Source organism: Enterobacter cloacae complex sp. P40C2 (assembly GCF_014930695.1).
Classification (GTDB): domain Bacteria; phylum Pseudomonadota; class Gammaproteobacteria; order Enterobacterales; family Enterobacteriaceae; genus Enterobacter; species Enterobacter pasteurii.
On sequence record NZ_JADBRP010000013.1, the window covers coordinates 81204 to 98838 of the forward strand.

Consider the following 17635-nt stretch of genomic DNA (forward strand, 5'->3'; position numbering starts at 1 on the left):
GGGGCTTTGACCAGATAAGGGTGCCGAAAGGTATTTACTTTAAGTTAATGCCTGGGTAGAGCCACGTACAATTAGCTCACAGTCCAGTAGCCGTGACCCGCTGCTAACTGTTTGACCGTGCAGCTGATCGAGTAAAAGCAGCATCGCTTCCCGGCCGATGTCATACCGCGGTTGTGCGACGGTAGAAAGCGGCGGATCGCAAAATTCCGAAAGTGAAATATTATCAAAGCCGATAATCGACAGATCCTGCGGCACGCGCAGGCCCCGGCGCTTAGCGTACGATAAGGCACCCAGCGCCATCACGTCGCTGTGACAGAAGACCGCGGTAGGCGGCTCCGGCAAGGCCAGCAGTTTTTCCAGCGCCTGTCCGCCTGCTTCAAAGGTGAAATCACCGCGCGCAATGTAGTGCGGATCGACGACAGCACCGGTACGGCGCAGCGCCTGAACATAGCCCTGCAGGCGATAATGGCACAGCGGCATCTCTTCCGGCCCGGCAATACAGCCGATACGCTTATGCCCCAGCTCCTGAAGATAGTTCACGGCGTTAAACGCGGCGGTCAGGTTGTCGATATGCACCGTCGGCAGCTCCAGCTCCGGCGCGAACTCGTTAGCCATTACCATCGGCGGCAAATTGCGCTGTTCCTCGATGCTGGCATCAAACGGCAGGCGTGAGCCAAGCAGCAACATGCCGTCAATCTGCTTGGTGATAATCAGGTCAATGAACGTTTTTTCCTGCTGGTTCTGATGGGCGCAGTCGCCAATCAGCACCAGATAGCCCTGGGCTGCGGCCGTCACTTCAATGCCGCGGATAATTTCACTAAAGAAGGGATCGCAGATATCCGGCACAATCACCAGAATGGTGCGGGATTCATTGCGTTTCACGTTGCGCCCCATGGCCTGCGGGAAATAACCGACCTCGAGCGCCGCCTTTTCAACCCGGTTTCGGGTCGCCTGGGAGACTTTGTCAGGGTTCATCAATGCGCGGGACACGGTTGCCGTTGAAACTTGTGCTTTCTCGGCAACGTCTTTCATGGTCGCCGAGGCAACCTCTTTCCTGGACTTCAACGTCTTCTCCTCGCCTGAACACCGAACTGCGGACATCACCATTTTTACAGATAGTTAATGGAATCGGTTACAGAATTTTCATAAAAAGTGTGAGGCGCGTTAAATTTTTCGATCCGCATTCAGCCTTCAATCGGATCGACGTCCAGTACCCACTTCACTTTGCGCGCTTCCGGCAGGGTATTAATTAGCGCCAGCGTGCCGCTGACGATCTGCTGCAAACGGATACGCGAGGGATGCTGAAGTAAAATTTGCCAGCGGAAACGGCCGCCGCGCTTCGGAGCGAGCGCGGGCACCGGGCCTAAAATCCACAGCTGATTGTCCACCAGCGGGCTGGCTTGCAGCAGGTTTCTCAGCTGCTGCAGGAAAAGCGGTGCCTGCTGGTTGTTATGGTCTTCCGCGCGGATGAGGACGTGGCTGGTCCACGGGGGTAGCTGCATCGTCTGGCGTTCGGCCAGCGCCTGCTCTGCGAAGGCGTCATAGCCTTTGTGCAGCAGGGTTTGCAGCAGCGGGTGTTCAGGATGGTGCGTTTGCAGCACCACCTCGCCCTGTTTCCCCGCGCGCCCGGCACGACCCGCCACCTGGGTATAAAGCTGGGCGAAACGCTCGGCGGAGCGGAAGTCTGCTGAGAACAGCGCACCGTCGACGTCCAGCAGGGCGACCAGCGTCACGTCCGGGAAATGGTGCCCTTTCGCCAGCATCTGGGTACCAATCAGGATGCGCGCGCCGCCGCGATGCACTTCCGCCAGCTGCTGTTCCAGCGCCCCTTTACGGCTGGTAGTGTCCCTGTCGATACGGGAAACCGGCACGTCCGGGAAGAAGGGCACGAGCGCCTGTTCAAGCTGTTCCGTGCCCAGACCGACCGGCACGATATGCGTTGAGCCGCAGGACGGGCACTGGCGCGGCACCGGGCGCTGGCTGTCGCAGTGGTGGCAGCGCAGGTGGCGCTGAGCCTGGTGGAAGGTGTAATAGTGATCGCAGCGCGGGCACTCGGCAATCCAGCCGCAGTCGTGGCACAGCAGGGCGGGCGCGAAGCCGCGTCGGTTAAGGAACAGGATCACCTGGTTGCCCGCCTGCAGGTGCTGACGCATGCGGCTAATCAGCGCCGGGGCTAGCCCGGCCTGCACCTGCTGACCTTTCAGATCCAGCACGTGCTGGATCGCCGGACGGGCATTTCCCGCGCGGCGGGTCAGGCGCAGCATGTGGTATTTGCGCTGGCGAACGTTGTGCAGCGTTTCAAGCGCGGGCGTGGCGGAGCCGAGAATAATGGGAATTTGCTCGCTGTGCGCGCGGTACACCGCCAGGTCGCGGGCGTGGTAGCGCCAGCCTTCCTGCTGCTTATAGGAGCTGTCGTGCTCTTCATCTATTACGATAACGCCGAGATTTTTAAACGGCGTAAACAGCGAGGAACGGGTGCCGATCACAATCGCCGCTTCGCCATTTTTTGCCTTCAGCCAGGCGCTGAGGCGCTCGCTATCGTTCAGGCCGGAGTGCAGCACCTCAACGGGCGCATTAAAGCGCTCGCGAAAGCGGGCGATGGTTTGCGGCGTCAGGCCGATTTCCGGCACCATCACCAGCGCCTGTTTGCCCTGCGCGAGCACGTTTTCCAGCACGCTCAGATAAACTTCGGTTTTACCGGAGCCGGTGACGCCCGCCAGCAGCCAGGCGGAAAAATGGTCGGAGGCGCTGTGAATCGCCCCCACGGCGGTGGCCTGCTCGGTGTTAAGACGCAGGCGATCGCCCGAGACGGAAAAGCCGTCGCGCCAGTCGTGAAGAGCGGGTGCTTCGCTGGCCAGCTCGCTCAGCCCCTTCTTTCGTAATGCCTGTAGCGCGGTCTCGCTGACCTCAAGCTCGTCCACCTGATGGCGCCAGATTTTTCCCTGGCGCAGTGCGGCCAGCGCCTGCTGCTGCTTCTGCGAGCGCTTCAGGCTGTTAATGTCCACGGCCTGACCCTGCTCGGTGGCAAACCAGTACCACATCGGCGCATGGCTGGCGCGCTTTCCCTGGCGCAGCATAATCGGCAGCGCGTGGAACAGTACATCCCCAACCGGATGGTGATAATAGTCTGCCGCCCACAGCAGGAGTCGCCAGACGCTGGAAGAATAAACGGGCTCGCTGTCCAGGACCTCAACAACCGATTTCAGCTCGTTAAGCGGCAGTTCGCTCTGTTCGCTGACGGAAACCACGACCCCTACGCGCTGCTGTTTGCCAAACGGCACGGTCACGCGACAGCCCGCTTTGGCGCTCATGCTGTCGGGCAGCAGGTAGTCAAAGGTGCGGGGAAGCGGAACGGGCAGGGCAACGTGAGCGACGGGCATCGAATCTTCCTGACTTGAAAAGTGGCGCGTTAGTATACACATTAGTGAAAGCGGCGTGCGGATCAGTTTGCATACGTTGGTCAAATTCTGTATGATTCGCCGCCTTTGGTGTAGTTTACGCCAAAGAACTTACATTCAACATCGCGTGGTGTCTGGCGTTAGGGCTGGAAGAGCGACGCGGCCTTAACTGAGGTTCTCCCATGAAAAAAGATATTCACCCGAAATACGAAATGATTACTGCAAACTGCTCTTGCGGTAACTCTATCCAGATCCGCTCTACCGTGGGTCACGATCTGAACCTGGACGTGTGCGGCAAATGCCACCCGTTCTACACTGGTAAGCAGCGTGATGTTGCAACCGGTGGCCGTGTTGACCGCTTCAACAAGCGTTTCAGCATCCCGGGCGCTAAATAAGTTTCCCGAAAAAAAGGCACCGCGAGGTGCCTTTTTTGTATCCGCTTATCAGTATTCCCACGTCTCCGGGTCGATACCCAGTTCACGCATGATCACCTTCGCCTCTTCCGGGATTTCGTCACTACGCTCTTTGCGCAGATCGTCATCGTTCGGCAACGGTTGGCCGGTAAACGCATGCAGGAACGCTTCGCAAAGCAGTTCGCTGTTGGTTGCGTGACGCAGGTTGTTCACCTGACGACGCGTACGTTCATCGGTGAGGATCTTCAACACCTTCAGAGGAATGGAAACCGTAATTTTCTTTACTTGCTCACTCTTCTTACCGTGCTCAGCGTATGGGCTGATATATTCGCCGCTCCATTCAGCCATGAGATACCTTTAATCCTCTCAGTCATTAATCTAAAGGTGCAAAACCGGTAACTGACGGTTTTGAACCGTAATCTTGCGTAGTTTACCGTAGAGACGATACCGAGGCACGGATATTGCCGCTGCAACGTGTCCTAAAGCATATAATTTTAACGGCTATTTGCGCATTGCTCAATCTATACGCAAAGAAGTTTAGATGTCCAGATGTGTTGACGTCCATACTTTCAGTGTTTACTCTGGTGACTGACTTTTCACCTCATTCGCCAGGAAGCCCTCACCATGACGCGTAAACAGGCCACTATCGCAGTGCGTAGCGGATTAAATGATGACGAGCAGTACGGCTGCGTAGTCCCGCCCATTCATCTTTCCAGTACCTATAACTTCACCGGATTTAATGAACCCCGCGCGCATGATTACTCGCGTCGTGGCAACCCTACGCGTGACGTGACCCAGCGCGCGCTGGCGGAGCTGGAAGGTGGCGCAGGTGCAGTATTAACCAATACCGGCATGTCCGCTATTCACCTGGTGACAACGGTTTTCCTGAAGCCGGGCGACCTGCTGGTTGCGCCGCACGACTGCTACGGCGGCAGCTATCGTCTTTTTGATAGCCTGGCGAAACGCGGCTGCTACCGCGTGCTGTTTGTCGATCAAAACGACGAACAGGCGCTAAAACAGGCGCTGGCCGAGCGGCCGAAGCTGGTTCTGGTGGAAAGTCCAAGCAATCCACTGCTGCGCGTCGTCGATATTGCGAAAATTTGTCAGCTCGCAAGGGATGCGGGAGCGATAAGTGTAGTGGATAATACGTTCCTCAGTCCGGCCCTTCAGAACCCACTCGCACTGGGTGCCGATCTGGTATTGCATTCATGCACTAAATATCTGAACGGCCATTCTGACGTGGTAGCGGGCGTGGTAATTGCCAAAGATCCCGACGTTGTCACGGAACTGGCATGGTGGGCCAATAACATTGGCGTCACCGCGGGTGCGTTCGACAGCTACCTGCTGCTGCGCGGCATCCGTACGCTTTCACCGCGTATGGACGTGGCGCAGCGCAATGCCCAGGCGATTGTCGATTTCCTGAAAACCCAGCCGCTGGTGAAGAAGCTCTATCACCCGTCGCTGCCGGAAAACCAGGGGCACGAGATTGCCGCGCGCCAGCAGAAGGGATTTGGCGCGATGTTAAGTTTTGAACTGGACGGCGACGAGCAAACGCTGCGTCGCTTCCTGAGCGGGCTGTCATTGTTTACGCTGGCGGAATCCTTAGGTGGGGTTGAAAGCTTGATCTCCCACGCCGCGACGATGACGCACGCGGGTATGGCACCAGAAGCACGTGCCGCCGCCGGGATTTCCGAGACGCTATTGCGTATCTCGACCGGTATTGAAGATTCTGAAGATTTAATTGCCGATCTGGAAAATGGCTTCCGGGTCGCAGCCAAGGGGTAATCATGAGTGTGATAGCGCAGGCAGGGGCGAAGGGTCGTCAGCTGCACAAGTTTGGTGGTAGTAGTCTTGCTGATGTGAAATGTTACCTGCGCGTAGCAGGGATCATGACAGAGTATTCACAGCCGGGGGACATGATGGTTGTCTCCGCGGCGGGCAGCACCACCAACCAGTTGATTAGCTGGCTGAAGCTCAGCCAGACCGATCGCCTCTCTGCGCATCAGGTGCAACAGTCCTTACGTCGTTACCAGAGCGAGCTGATTGCCGGCCTGCTGCCTGCGGACGTGGCGGACGGGCTGATTAGCGCCTTCACGCATGACCTTGAGCGCCTGGCTGCCCTGCTGGACAGCGGGATCACCGATGCGGTGTACGCCGAAGTGGTCGGCCACGGTGAAGTGTGGTCCGCGCGCCTGATGGCTGCCGTGCTGCAACACCTGGGCGTGGACGCGGCCTGGCTCGACGCGCGTGATTTCCTGCGCGCAGAACGCGCCGCACAGCCGCAGGTGGATGAAGGGTTGTCCTACCCGCTGCTGCAACAGCTGCTGGTGCAGCATCCGGGTAAACGTATTGTCGTCACCGGCTTTATCAGCCGCAGCAACGCGGGCGAAACCGTGCTGCTGGGGCGTAACGGGTCTGACTATTCGGCAACGCAGATCGGCGCGCTGGCGGGAGTGTCCCGCGTCACCATCTGGAGCGACGTGGCCGGTGTGTACAGCGCTGACCCGCGCAAGGTGAAAGACGCCTGCCTGCTGCCGCTGCTGCGTCTCGACGAAGCCAGCGAGCTGGCCCGTCTGGCGGCACCGGTGCTGCACGCCCGCACGCTGCAGCCGGTTTCCGGCAGCGACATCGATCTACAGCTGCGCTGTAGCTACACGCCAGATCAGGGTTCCACGCGCATCGAACGCGTGCTGGCATCCGGTACCGGGGCGCGTATTGTTACCAGCCACGATGACATCTGCCTGATTGAGTTCCAGGTGCCCGCGGGCCAGGACTTCAGGCTGGCGCATAAAGATATCGACACGATCCTGAAACGTGCCCAGGTGCGTCCGCTGGCCGTGGGCGTGCATAACGATCGCCAGCTGCTGCAGTTCTGCTACACCGCTGAAGTGGTGGACAGCGCCCTGAAAATTCTTGATGAAGCGGGCCTGCCGGGCGAGCTTCGTCTGCGTCAGGGGCTGGCGCTGGTGGCGATGGTGGGGGCGGGCGTCACCCGTAACCCGCTGCACTGCCACCGTTTCTGGCAGCAGCTGAAAGGCCAGCCGGTTGAGTTTACCTGGCAGTCGGAAGAGGGCATTAGCCTGGTGGCCGTGCTGCGTAAAGGGCCAACCGAAAGCCTGATTCAGGGTCTGCATACCTCGCTGTTCCGCGCGGAGAAACGCATCGGCCTGGTGCTGTTTGGGAAAGGAAATATCGGTTCCCGCTGGCTGGAGCTGTTCGCCCGCGAGCAGGTTACCCTTTCGGCGCGTACCGGGTTTGAATTTATTCTTGCAGGCGTGGTGGACAGCCGCCGCAGCCTGCTGAAATACGAAGGGCTGGACGCCAGCCGGGCGCTGGCCTTCTTTAACGATGAAGCGGTTGAGCAGGACGAAGAGTCGCTGTTCCTGTGGATGCGCGCGCACCCGTACGACGATCTGGTGGTGCTGGACGTCACCGCCAGCGAACAGCTTGCCGATCAGTATCTGGATTTCGCCAGCCACGGTTTCCACGTCATCAGCGCCAACAAGCTGGCGGGGGCGAGCAGCACCGATAAATACCGCCAGATCCACGACGCGTTCGAAAAAACCGGTCGTCACTGGCTCTATAACGCCACCGTTGGCGCGGGACTGCCGGTCAACCATACCGTGCGCGACCTGATTGAAAGCGGCGACAGCATTCTGGCGCTGAGCGGCATCTTCTCCGGGACGCTCTCCTGGCTGTTCCTGCAATTTGACGGCACCGTACCGTTCACCGACCTGGTGGATCAGGCGTGGCAGCAGGGCTTAACCGAGCCGGATCCGCGCGTTGACCTTGCCGGTAAAGACGTGATGCGTAAGCTGGTGATCCTGGCGCGTGAAGCGGGCTACGACATTGAGCCGGGCCAGGTTCGCGTTGAGTCGCTGGTGCCTGCGGGCTGCGAGGAGGGATCTGTCGATCACTTCTTCGAGAACGGTGACGAGCTGAACGAACAGATGGTGCAACGTCTGGAAGCGGCTAACGAGATGGGGCTGGTGCTGCGCTACGTGGCGCGCTTCGAGGCTAACGGTAAAGCGCGCGTGGGCGTGGAGGCGGTGCGCCCTGAGCATCCGCTGGCGGCACTGCTGCCGTGCGATAACGTCTTCGCCATCGAAAGCCGCTGGTACCGCGATAACCCGCTGGTGATCCGTGGCCCGGGCGCGGGACGCGATGTAACCGCCGGAGCGATCCAGTCCGACATCAACCGTCTGGCTAAGCTGCTGTAATCCACCCCTCACCCTAAACCTCTCCCCAAAGGGGAGAGGGGACTGCTCGGTGCGGTCTTTTCCCCCTCGCCCCTTTGGGGAGAGGGCCGGGGTGAGGGGCCTTTTCACCCCCATCATGAACGCCCTTCATCTTCCCTGAACAATCCTCACCGTTATTGTTGATTATTTCTGTTGACGTCACTCCGCTTTTCCGTCATTTTTACATCTGGACGTCTAAACGTATAGAAGTTCACAACACAACAAACAACGACACGCGAAAGATAGAGGTAAGGTATGAGCTTTTTTCACGCCAACCAGCGGGAAGCACTGAATCAGAGCCTGGCCGAAGTTAACGGCCAGATTAACGTCTCTTTTGAATTTTTCCCGCCGCGCACCAGTGAAATGGAGCAAACCCTGTGGAGCTCTATCGATCGCCTGAGCAGCCTGAAGCCAAAGTTTGTCTCCGTGACGTACGGCGCGAACTCCGGTGAACGTGACCGCACGCACAGCATCATCAAGGGCATTAAAGACAGAACCGGTCTGGAAGCGGCACCGCACCTGACCTGTATCGACGCCACCCGAGACGAACTGCGCGCCATTGCCCAGGACTACTGGAACAACGGTATTCGCCACATTGTGGCCCTGCGCGGCGACCTCCCGCCGGGCAGCGGTAAGCCAGAGATGTTTGCCACCGATCTGGTCGGGCTGCTGAAAGAGGTTGCCGACTTCGACATCTCCGTTGCGGCGTACCCTGAAGTGCATCCGGAAGCGAAAAGCGCCCAGGCAGACCTGCTTAACCTGAAGCGTAAAGTGGAGGCCGGTGCCAACCGCGCCATTACTCAGTTCTTCTTTGATGTGGAAAGCTACCTGCGCTTTCGTGACCGCTGCGTCTCAGCGGGTATTGACGTCGAAATCATCCCGGGCATTCTGCCGGTCTCAAACTTTAAGCAGGCGAAGAAATTCGCTGATATGACCAACGTGCGCATTCCGCTGTGGATGTCCAAAATGTATGAAGGGCTGGACGACGATCCGGAAACCCGCAAGCTGGTGGGGGCCAATATCGCCATGGACATGGTTAAGATCCTGAGCCGAGAAGGGGTGAAAGATTTCCACTTCTATACCCTGAACCGCGCGGAAATGAGCTACGCCATTTGCCATACGCTTGGCGTTCGTCCTGCCCTGTAAGGTAAAAAACCCTCACAAGTGTGAGGGTTTTTTAATCGAACCGATAGTTAAAAGGTATTAACTATCGAATCTGTGGATTAATTCAACTATCTCTTATCGCTAGTGGTGTATATCGTAACGGTAACACTGTAAAGGGAGCATAGCGATGAGCACGTCAGACGAGACCAATAACGCGGCATCCGCCGGCAAATGCCCGTTCCACCAGGGCGGCGTCGATCACAGCGCGGGTGCAGGTACCAGCAGCAAAGAGTGGTGGCCTAAACAACTCCGCATCGATCTTTTAAACCAACATTCCAGTCGTTCTAACCCTCTGGGTGAAGACTTCGACTACCGCAAAGAATTCAGCAAGCTCGATTATTCCGCGCTTAAGGGCGATCTCAAGGCGCTGTTAACCGACTCACAGCCGTGGTGGCCTGCCGACTGGGGCAGCTATGCGGGCCTGTTCATCCGTATGGCCTGGCACGGCGCGGGGACTTACCGCTCCGTTGACGGGCGCGGCGGTGCCGGACGCGGTCAACAACGCTTTGCGCCTCTGAACTCCTGGCCTGATAACGTCAGCCTGGATAAGGCTCGTCGCCTGCTGTGGCCAATCAAGCAAAAATACGGACAAAAAATCTCCTGGGCTGACCTGTTTATCCTCGCGGGTAACGTGGCGCTGGAGAACTCAGGTTTCCGTACCTTTGGTTTCGGCGCCGGGCGTGAAGACGTCTGGGAACCGGATCTGGACGTGAACTGGGGTGATGAAAAAGCCTGGCTGACCCACCGTGACCCCGAAGCGCTGGCGAAGCGCCCGCTGGCGGCCACTGAAATGGGTCTGATTTACGTAAACCCGGAAGGGCCAAACGCCAGCGGTGAACCGCTGTCTGCGGCAGCCGCGATCCGCGCCACCTTCGGCAACATGGGCATGAATGACGAAGAGACCGTTGCGCTGATTGCGGGCGGCCACACGCTCGGCAAAACCCACGGCGCAGGTGAAGCGACGCACGTCGGCACCGACCCGGAAGCGTCACCGATTGAAGCGCAGGGCTTAGGCTGGACCAGCACACACGGTACCGGTATTGGCGCTGACGCCATTACCTCCGGGCTGGAGGTTATCTGGTCACAAACCCCGACCCAGTGGAGCAACTACTTCTTCGAGAACCTGTTCAAGTACGAATGGGTGCAGACCCGCAGCCCGGCAGGCGCGATTCAGTTTGAAGCCGTAGACGCGCCTGAGATCATGCCGGACCCGTTCGACCCGTCGAAAAAACGCAAGCCAACCATGCTGGTCACCGACCTGACGCTGCGTTTTGACCCGGAATTCGAGAAGATTTCCCGTCGCTTCCTGAACGATCCGCAGGCCTTCAACGAAGCCTTTGCGCGCGCGTGGTTCAAACTGACCCACCGCGATATGGGGCCAAAAGCGCGCTACATCGGTCCGGAAGTGCCGAAAGAAGATCTGATCTGGCAGGATCCGCTGCCGCAGCCGGTGTTCAGCCCGTCGAAAGAGGATATCGAAAGCCTGAAGGCGGAAATCGCAGCCTCGGGTCTCTCCGTAAGCGAACTGGTCTCGGTCGCCTGGGCGTCTGCATCCACCTTCCGCGGTGGCGACAAGCGTGGCGGCGCCAACGGTGCGCGTCTGGCGCTTGCGCCTCAGCGCGACTGGGACGTTAACGCCGCTGCCGTGCGCGCGTTACCGGCTCTGGAAGCTATCCAGCGCACCACCAACAAAGCGTCACTGGCCGATATTATCGTGCTGGCGGGCGTCGTGGGCGTTGAGCTGGCGGCAAAAGAGGCAGGCGTTTACGTCAACGTACCGTTTAACCCGGGCCGCGTGGATGCGCGTCAGGACCAGACGGATATTGAGATGTTCAACCTGCTCAAACCGATTGCCGACGGCTTCCGCAACTACCGTGCCGAGGTGGATGTGTCCACAACCGAGTCACTGCTGATTGATAAAGCCCAGCAGCTGACGCTGACCGCGCCGGAGATGATGGTGCTGATCGGCGGTCTGCGCGTGTTGGGCGCAAACTTCGATGGCAGCAAGAATGGTGTGTTCACCAACCGCGAGGGCGTGCTGAGCAACGACTTCTTCGTGAACCTGCTGGATATGAACACCCAGTGGAAAGCAGCCGACGACACAAACGAGCTGTTTACCGGCAGCGATCGCGCCAGCGGTGAGGTGAAATACACCGCGACCCGCGCCGACCTGGTATTCGGTTCTAACGCCGTTCTGCGCGCGCTGGCCGAAGTTTACGCCAGCAGCGATGCACACGAGAAGTTCGTGCGCGACTTCGTTGCCGCATGGGCGAAGGTCATGGATCTGGATCGCTTTGATCTGAAGTAGCCCTTCGCCGGTCAGCGCTAACGCTGGCCAGGCCGCAGGCAAAAAAATCCCCGCCGGAGCGGGGATTTTTATTAACGCGGTTTACTCCCACTCTTCCAGGAACCGCTGCCCGTACTGGTCGGCTACCAGCAGCGCCGCGTACACCTGATCCGGCGACACGCCGCCCGGCATGTTGTGGATGGTCTCCCCTTCCGCGCAAGACGCTTCTGCAATCAGACGCATTTTGGCCGGAATATCCTCTTTAATGTTCAGCTGCGCCAGCGTGATCGGCAGCCCAACGCTGTGGCAAAGCGCGGCGACGGTCTCAATTTCTTCAACCGGCGCGTTCTCCAGCACCAGCTGCGTCAGCGTGCCGAACGCCACTTTTTCACCGTGGTAGAAATGATGTGCATCCGGCACCGCCGTCATGCCGTTGTGAATGGCGTGCGCCGCCGCCAGCCCGCCGCTTTCGAATCCCACGCCGCTCAGATAGGTGTTCGCTTCGATAATGCGTTCCAGTGCGGGGGTGACGACGTGCTGCTCCGCCGCGAGCATCGCTTTTTCGCCCTCTTCAACCAGCGTGTTGTAGCACAGCTCGGCCAGCGCTAACGCTGCCTGGGTGCACTTGCCGCCCGCCATGGTCGTGGCGCCGCTGCGCGAGCAGGCGCGTGCTTCAAACCAGGTTGCCAGGGCATCGCCAATCCCGGCGGCCAGCAGGCGCGCGGGCGCGCCGGCAACCACTTTGGTATCGACAATCACCATGTTCGGGTTGTGCGGCAGCATCAGGTAACGGTCGAACTCGCCGTTGTCGGTGTAAATGACGGAAAGGGCGCTGCACGGCGCATCGGTGGAGGCGATGGTCGGCGCAATGGCCACCGGCACGTCCATAAAGTGCGCCAGCGCCTTGGCGGTATCCAGCGTTTTGCCGCCGCCGATGCCCAACACTGCCAGGCAGTCGGCGCTATCGGCCAGTTTCTTCAGACGATCGATTTCGTTTTGCGAACATTCGCCGCCAAACGGCGCGATTTCAGCATGAAGTTCAGCTTTTTTAAAGCTCTGACGCAGGGTTTCTTCGGCAAAACCCAGCACAAACTTATCGCCCACCACCAGCCAGCGAGCCGCCAGCGGCTTCAGATAGTCGCCGAGACGAGTGAGAACATCAGCGCCCTGGATGTACTTCCCCGGCGATTGAATAATACGGTCCATAACATTTCTCCCTTAGAGGTTGAGGTTACCAAACGCGTTTTTCCAGTCCTGCTCGAACTTCTCTATAGCTGACTCTACCGCCGGCGTGCCGAGCATTTGTTGCGCTACGTCTAAGGGAAGCGTGATTGCCTCGCAGCCGGCCAGCAGGCAGTCCAGCGCCTGGCGCGGCGTTTTAAAGCTGGCAGCCAGCACCATGCTCTCTGGCGCATGCTGTTCCAGCAGGGATTGCAGCTCCTGTACCGTGCGAATGCCGTCACCGCCCTGCGCGTCGACGCGGTTTACATACGGTGCGACATACTTCGCTCCTCCCAACGCGGCCAGTAACCCCTGAGCGGCGCTGTAAACGGCGGTTCCCAGCGTGGTAATTCCCTCTTTTTTCAGCGCCTTAATCGCGATGAGCCCCTGCGCGGTAACGGGAATTTTTACCACGATGTCCGGCAGGGCATTGCTCAGCCGTTTTGCTTCCGCCACCATTCCTTCTGCGTCGCGGCTCATGGTCTGGGCAAAAAGCCTGCCTTCCGGGCCGATAGCATGCTGCAGGCGCGGCAGCACCTCCCAGACAGATTCGCCGCTGGCGGCCACGATGCTTGGGTTGGTGGTCACGCCCGCAATCGGAAAAATACGTGCAAGGCGTTCAACTTCCGCCACGTTGGCGGTATCCAGATACAGTTCCATCACTCTTCCTCGTTTTAGAGTTCTAATTCGTGTTGCAGCAGGGAAGCGATAGCCTCCTGAGAGCTGGCATTAACCAGAGCACTGCGAAAATCGTCATGCATGATGCGGCGGGCCAGGCGGGAGAAAATGCGCATATGCTGGTCGCCGGCGGCGTGTTTGTTCAGCGTCAGCATGATGATGAATTGCGCCTCCTCGTCCCCCCACATCACAGGCGCTTTCAGGCGGGCGACGCTGATGGTGGATTGTTCAATATGTTCTGATTTGCTGTGTGGAATGGCGAAACCAAAACCCAGCCCGGTTGAAAATACCGCTTCGCGCGCCCACAGGTCGGCCTCCAGCTTGCGCGGATAGCGGCATCGCCCGGCGAGCAGCAGGTTATCGGTCATGCCTTTCATGACCTCTTCTTTACTGTTCCAGTCGTTATCCAGCGAAATACAGCGTGGCGTGACAAGCGGCGTATCCTGCTGGTTCATGCGGAACTGGGCGAGCAGGTGTTCCACTTCAAGCGAGGTGCGACACGCCATGGCCTGGTTCAGCAGCTGGCGACAGGCGCGGCTATCAAGCTGCGCCAGGCGTGCTTTGGTAGCAGGAATGGCAGGGGAGCCCATGCTCAGTTCGTCCAGCCCCAGACCCACCAGCAGCGGCAGTACCGATCCTTTCGCGCCTAACTCCCCGCAGAGGCCAATCCACTTACCCTGGCGGTGAACGGCCTGCACCGCGTAGTCCAGCGCCCGCAGGAAGGCGGGGTTCAGGCTGTTGTAGTGGCGCGTGACTTTGGCGTTGTCGCGGTCCACGGCCAGCAGATACTGCGTCAGGTCATTGCTGCCGATGCTAAAGAAATCAATCTCTTCGCAGCACTGATCGATGATGAACATTACCGAAGGGACTTCCAGCATAATGCCGAGCGGGATTTTCTCATCAAACGGAATATGTTCAGCACGGAGCTGCTGCTTCGCTTCGGCGAGCTTCTCCTTCACCCACAGGATCTCTTCCATGGAGGAGATCATCGGGATCATGATCTTAAGGTTTCCGTGGGCAGAGGCGCGAAGGATCGCCCGAAGCTGGGTCGTGAAAAGCGATGAATACTCTTCATATATGCGCACGGCGCGGTAGCCGAGGAACGGGTTGTTCTCGGCCGGGATATTCAGGTACTCCACCGGCTTATCGCCGCCGATATCCATGGTGCGCACAATAATGCTGCGGTCATTTGCACTTTCCAGCGCCTGACAGAAAATGTTGTACAACTCGTTTTCGCCGGGTGCGCTGGCACGATCCATATAGAGCATTTCAGTGCGGAACAGGCCCACGCCTTCGGCACCATTACCAAACGCTGCCTGGGCCTCCACCGCGTGGGCAATGTTGGCGGCAATTTCAATGCGCAGGCCGTCGGCGGTTCTGGCTTCACGGTCAAGCCAGACGCGCTGTTGCTCGCGTATCGCCTGCTGGACGCGCGCTTCCTGCCGATAATAACGCGCCACGGCATCGCTGCCATTGACGACCACCGCACCGGCATTGCCGTCCACAAATACAGGCTGATTGCGCCATTGCAGCAGGCTTTCGCTGTCGACGCCCACCAGCGTCGGAATATTGAAGGAGCGCGCGAGGATCACGGTATGCGAGGTGGTGCCGCCACTTCTGAGCAGCAGCCCTTTAAGCAGCGTTTTATCAAGTTCAAGGAACTGCCCGGGAGTGAGATCGTCCGCGAGGCAGACGCCCGGCTGCGTCAGCTGGCCGGGAGCCGGGAAACGCGCTTCACCGTAGATATGTTGTAAAAGCTGGTAGCAGACGTCGCGCACGTCCAGCACGCGCTCCTGCAAATAGGCGCTGCTGGAACGGGAGAACGTGTCGCAGAAATGGTTTGCCGTGGCGACGATGGCCTGGGCGCAGCTTAGGCCCTGGCTGACTCCTGACAGGAGGTGCTGACGCAGCGAGGTATCTGTAGCCAGCGAGCGGTGGGCTTCAAGAATAGCGCTGGCGGTGCTGTCGCTGTCCAGCGCGCGCAGCGCAATGTGTTTGACCAGCAGCGTCAGCCCGTTATCCAGCGCCGACTGCTCGGCTTCAACGCTTTGCGCGTCGGGTAAATCGGTCAGGGCGTTGAGGTCCAGCGAGGTCAGTAACGTCAGGATGCCGCGTGCGCTGCCGCTGCATACCGGAGTGGCGCGAAACAGCGTCGGGTTCAGGCGTGTCAGCGATTCCGGCAACGGATCCAGCTCCGTGCTGATTACCCCTTCAAGCGGCGCGTCGCAATGCGGAAACTCCTCTTTTAGCCACCTTTCCAGCTGCTGCCGGGCATGCTGCTCGTCTTCACCATCGATCAGCAGGCGGCAGGCATCGCCCGCCAGCGTATCGGTTCCAATCAGCGCCAGCGCGCTTTTGGCATTGCCTTTACGATCCGTACGCAGGTTATGCCACTCAATTTGCGAGATAAACGTATTGCACAGCGTTTCCACATGACTTGCCGGACGCGCGTGAACGCCGTTGGGCAGTTCACAGGTAAATTCCACTACCAGAGCCATACACACTCCTGAAACCAATCGTCAATTATGCGAAACAGCATACGAGCGTGATGATGAGGCGCGCCATGTGACAAAACTGCCAAAAGCTGGACAAATGTAATGTCACCTTAAAAGTGAGATTTCACTCACAGGTTGTGACGGTTTGCTTAATGTGAGGTCAGTGCGAAATTTCGAGGCGGATCGCATTTTCATTCCGACATTACAAAAATCCAGTAAATGGCCTTTTTGTCTCCTGTCCGCCGTCTTCCTGATTGCCTATTGTTTGCCACAACATCTTTGTGGATAAAGGGCTGGAGCGGCATATGAAAGCGTTGGTGCATATTCTCAAGAACACGCGGCAGCATCTGATGACAGGGGTGTCGCACATGATCCCGTTTGTGGTCTCGGGCGGCATTCTGCTGGCGGTTTCGGTCATGCTTTACGGCAAAGGTGCGGTACCCGACGCCGCAACCGATCCCAATCTGAAAAAGCTCTTTGATATCGGCGTGGCGGGTCTGACGCTGATGGTGCCGTTTCTCGCTGCCTATATTGGCTACTCCATTGCAGAACGCGCCGCGCTGGCCCCCTGTGCTATTGCCGCCTGGGTGGGCAACAGCTTCGGTGCGGGGTTCTTTGGCGCGATTATCGCCGGGATTTTCGGCGGCATTGTCGTCTGGTATCTGAAAAAACTGCCCGTGCCGAAAGTGCTGCGCTCCGTCATGCCTATCTTCATCATCCCGATTATCGGCACGTTTATCACGGCAGGCATCATGATGTGGGGGCTTGGCGAGCCTGTAGGCGCGCTTACCACCGGTCTCACCCAGTGGCTGCAAGGCATGCAGCAGGGCAGCATCGTGGTACTCGCCATCATTATCGGCCTCATGCTGGCGTTCGATATGGGCGGTCCGGTTAACAAAGTGGCGTATGCCTTCATGCTGATTTGCGTCGCGCAGGGCGTCTACACCGTCGTTGCGATTGCCGCCGTGGCTATTTGCATACCGCCGCTGGGGTTAGGCCTGGCGACGCTGATTGGCCGCAAAAATTTTACTGGTGAAGAACGTGAAGCAGGTAAAGCGGCGCTGGTGATGGGCTGCGTGGGCGTCACCGAGGGAGCGATTCCGTTTGCCGCAGCCGATCCGCTGCGCGTGATTCCTTCCATTATGCTGGGCTCCGCCTGCGGCGCGGTCACTGCTGCGGTTATGGGCGCGCAATGCTATGCCGGATGGGGCGGGTTAATTGTGCTTCCCGTGGTGGACGGCAAGCTCGGCTATATCGCAGCGGTTGCCGTGGGTGCAGTGGTGACGGCAGTCAGCGTCAACGTGCTGAAGCGTATTGCCCGTAAGAACACAAAGCAGGTCGAGGAAAAAGAGGATGACCTGGATCTGGATTTCGAAATTAACTGAGTGAGGAAGAGAACATGGCCCGAATTATCGCAGTAACCGCATGTCCGTCTGGCGTAGCCCATACCTATATGGCTGCCGAAGCGCTGGAAAGCGCCGCAAAAGCCAAAGGCTGGGAAGTGAAGGTAGAAACGCAGGGGTCGATTGGTCTTGAGAACGAACTAACGGCGGAGGATATCGCCGCAGCAGATATCGCGATCCTGACTAAAGACATCGGCATTAAATTCGAGGAGCGTTTTGCCGGGAAAACCATCGTGCGCGTCAATATCAGCGACGCGGTAAAGCGTGCCGACGCCATCATGAACAAAATCGATGCCCACCTGGCGCAAACCGCCTGATGCTCTCCCGCCCTTCGGGGC

At 58.6% G+C, this 17635-nt stretch carries 13 protein-coding genes; 7 read left to right on the plus strand and 6 right to left on the minus strand.

Annotation, left to right across the window (positions count from 1 at the left end):
• Window positions 1-39: 39 nt before the first annotated feature.
• Together cytR and priA are read right to left on the minus strand one after the other, a co-directional pair.
• A complete protein-coding gene (gene cytR / locus IM304_RS19355; RefSeq protein ID WP_193355900.1) occupies window positions 40-1065 on the minus strand; it encodes a DNA-binding transcriptional regulator CytR in 1026 nt (341 codons plus the stop codon).
• A 119-nt stretch (window positions 1066-1184) separates the two neighbouring features.
• Window positions 1185-3380: a primosomal protein N' gene (priA, locus tag IM304_RS19360; RefSeq protein ID WP_193355899.1), complete on the minus strand. Its 2196-nt coding sequence runs from the start codon at window positions 3378-3380 to the stop codon at window positions 1185-1187.
• A gap of 200 nt (window positions 3381-3580) precedes the next feature.
• On the opposite strand from priA, the gene rpmE reads away from it, so the two are divergent.
• Window positions 3581-3793 carry a 50S ribosomal protein L31 gene (gene rpmE, locus IM304_RS19365; protein ID WP_003862040.1) on the plus strand — a complete coding sequence of 71 codons (213 nt, stop codon included), beginning with the start codon at window positions 3581-3583 and terminating at the stop codon, window positions 3791-3793.
• Between the two features lie 48 nt (window positions 3794-3841).
• Here rpmE and metJ read toward each other — a convergent pair whose 3' ends face one another.
• A complete protein-coding gene (gene metJ, locus IM304_RS19370) occupies window positions 3842-4159 on the minus strand; it encodes a met regulon transcriptional regulator MetJ (RefSeq protein WP_003862042.1) in 318 nt (105 codons plus the stop codon).
• Between the two features lie 276 nt (window positions 4160-4435).
• On the opposite strand from metJ, the gene metB reads away from it, so the two are divergent.
• The 4 genes from metB (at window position 4436) to katG (ending at window position 11521) form a co-directional block, all read left to right on the plus strand.
• Window positions 4436-5596, plus strand: coding sequence for a cystathionine gamma-synthase (gene metB, locus IM304_RS19375; RefSeq protein ID WP_126304437.1), 1161 nt, complete (start codon window positions 4436-4438; stop codon window positions 5594-5596).
• Window positions 5597-5598: 2 nt separating this feature from the next.
• Window positions 5599-8031: a bifunctional aspartate kinase/homoserine dehydrogenase II gene (locus IM304_RS19380; protein ID WP_148422565.1), complete on the plus strand. Its 2433-nt coding sequence runs from the start codon at window positions 5599-5601 to the stop codon at window positions 8029-8031.
• A gap of 273 nt (window positions 8032-8304) precedes the next feature.
• Window positions 8305-9195 (plus strand): methylenetetrahydrofolate reductase, encoded by an 891-nt coding sequence (gene metF / locus IM304_RS19385; protein WP_176609195.1) that lies wholly within the window; start codon window positions 8305-8307, stop codon window positions 9193-9195.
• Window positions 9196-9340: 145 nt separating this feature from the next.
• Window positions 9341-11521: a catalase/peroxidase HPI gene (katG, locus tag IM304_RS19390; RefSeq protein ID WP_193355898.1), complete on the plus strand. Its 2181-nt coding sequence runs from the start codon at window positions 9341-9343 to the stop codon at window positions 11519-11521.
• Between the two features lie 81 nt (window positions 11522-11602).
• Here the strand turns inward: katG and IM304_RS19395 are convergent, their stop codons facing one another.
• From IM304_RS19395 to ptsP, 3 genes are read right to left on the minus strand one after another with little or no spacing between them, the layout of a single operon-like run.
• The gene (locus tag IM304_RS19395; RefSeq protein ID WP_148422567.1) at window positions 11603-12706 is read right to left on the minus strand and encodes a glycerol dehydrogenase; all 1104 of its coding nucleotides are present in this window, start codon (window positions 12704-12706) and stop codon (window positions 11603-11605) included.
• A 12-nt stretch (window positions 12707-12718) separates the two neighbouring features.
• On the minus strand, window positions 12719-13381 hold the full coding sequence (fsa, locus tag IM304_RS19400; protein ID WP_193355897.1) for a fructose-6-phosphate aldolase: 663 nt from the start codon (window positions 13379-13381) through the stop codon (window positions 12719-12721).
• Between the two features lie 14 nt (window positions 13382-13395).
• Window positions 13396-15897: a phosphoenolpyruvate--protein phosphotransferase gene (gene ptsP / locus IM304_RS19405; RefSeq protein ID WP_193355896.1), complete on the minus strand. Its 2502-nt coding sequence runs from the start codon at window positions 15895-15897 to the stop codon at window positions 13396-13398.
• A gap of 302 nt (window positions 15898-16199) precedes the next feature.
• Between ptsP and IM304_RS19410 the strand changes: the two genes are divergently transcribed.
• Window positions 16200-17279, plus strand: coding sequence for a PTS fructose transporter subunit EIIC (locus tag IM304_RS19410; RefSeq protein ID WP_020686915.1), 1080 nt, complete (start codon window positions 16200-16202; stop codon window positions 17277-17279).
• 14 nt (window positions 17280-17293) lie between these two features.
• Entirely contained in the window at window positions 17294-17614 is a 321-nt protein-coding gene (locus tag IM304_RS19415) for a PTS fructose-like transporter subunit IIB (RefSeq protein WP_148422570.1), read from the plus strand.
• Window positions 17615-17635: the final 21 nt, after the last annotated feature.

Coding starts and splice junctions, on each gene's coding strand:
- IM304_RS19395 (WP_148422567.1), bottom strand. CDS start 12,706: ATGGACCGTATTATTCAATCGCCGGGGAAGTACATCCAGGGCGCTGAT.
- metF (WP_176609195.1), top strand. CDS start 8,305: ATGAGCTTTTTTCACGCCAACCAGCGGGAAGCACTGAATCAGAGCCTG.
- IM304_RS19410 (WP_020686915.1), top strand. CDS start 16,200: ATGAAAGCGTTGGTGCATATTCTCAAGAACACGCGGCAGCATCTGATG.
- katG (WP_193355898.1), top strand. CDS start 9,341: ATGAGCACGTCAGACGAGACCAATAACGCGGCATCCGCCGGCAAATGC.
- rpmE (WP_003862040.1), top strand. CDS start 3,581: ATGAAAAAAGATATTCACCCGAAATACGAAATGATTACTGCAAACTGC.
- IM304_RS19415 (WP_148422570.1), top strand. CDS start 17,294: ATGGCCCGAATTATCGCAGTAACCGCATGTCCGTCTGGCGTAGCCCAT.
- fsa (WP_193355897.1), bottom strand. CDS start 13,381: ATGGAACTGTATCTGGATACCGCCAACGTGGCGGAAGTTGAACGCCTT.
- metB (WP_126304437.1), top strand. CDS start 4,436: ATGACGCGTAAACAGGCCACTATCGCAGTGCGTAGCGGATTAAATGAT.
- priA (WP_193355899.1), bottom strand. CDS start 3,380: ATGCCCGTCGCTCACGTTGCCCTGCCCGTTCCGCTTCCCCGCACCTTT.
- IM304_RS19380 (WP_148422565.1), top strand. CDS start 5,599: ATGAGTGTGATAGCGCAGGCAGGGGCGAAGGGTCGTCAGCTGCACAAG.
- ptsP (WP_193355896.1), bottom strand. CDS start 15,897: ATGGCTCTGGTAGTGGAATTTACCTGTGAACTGCCCAACGGCGTTCAC.
- metJ (WP_003862042.1), bottom strand. CDS start 4,159: ATGGCTGAATGGAGCGGCGAATATATCAGCCCATACGCTGAGCACGGT.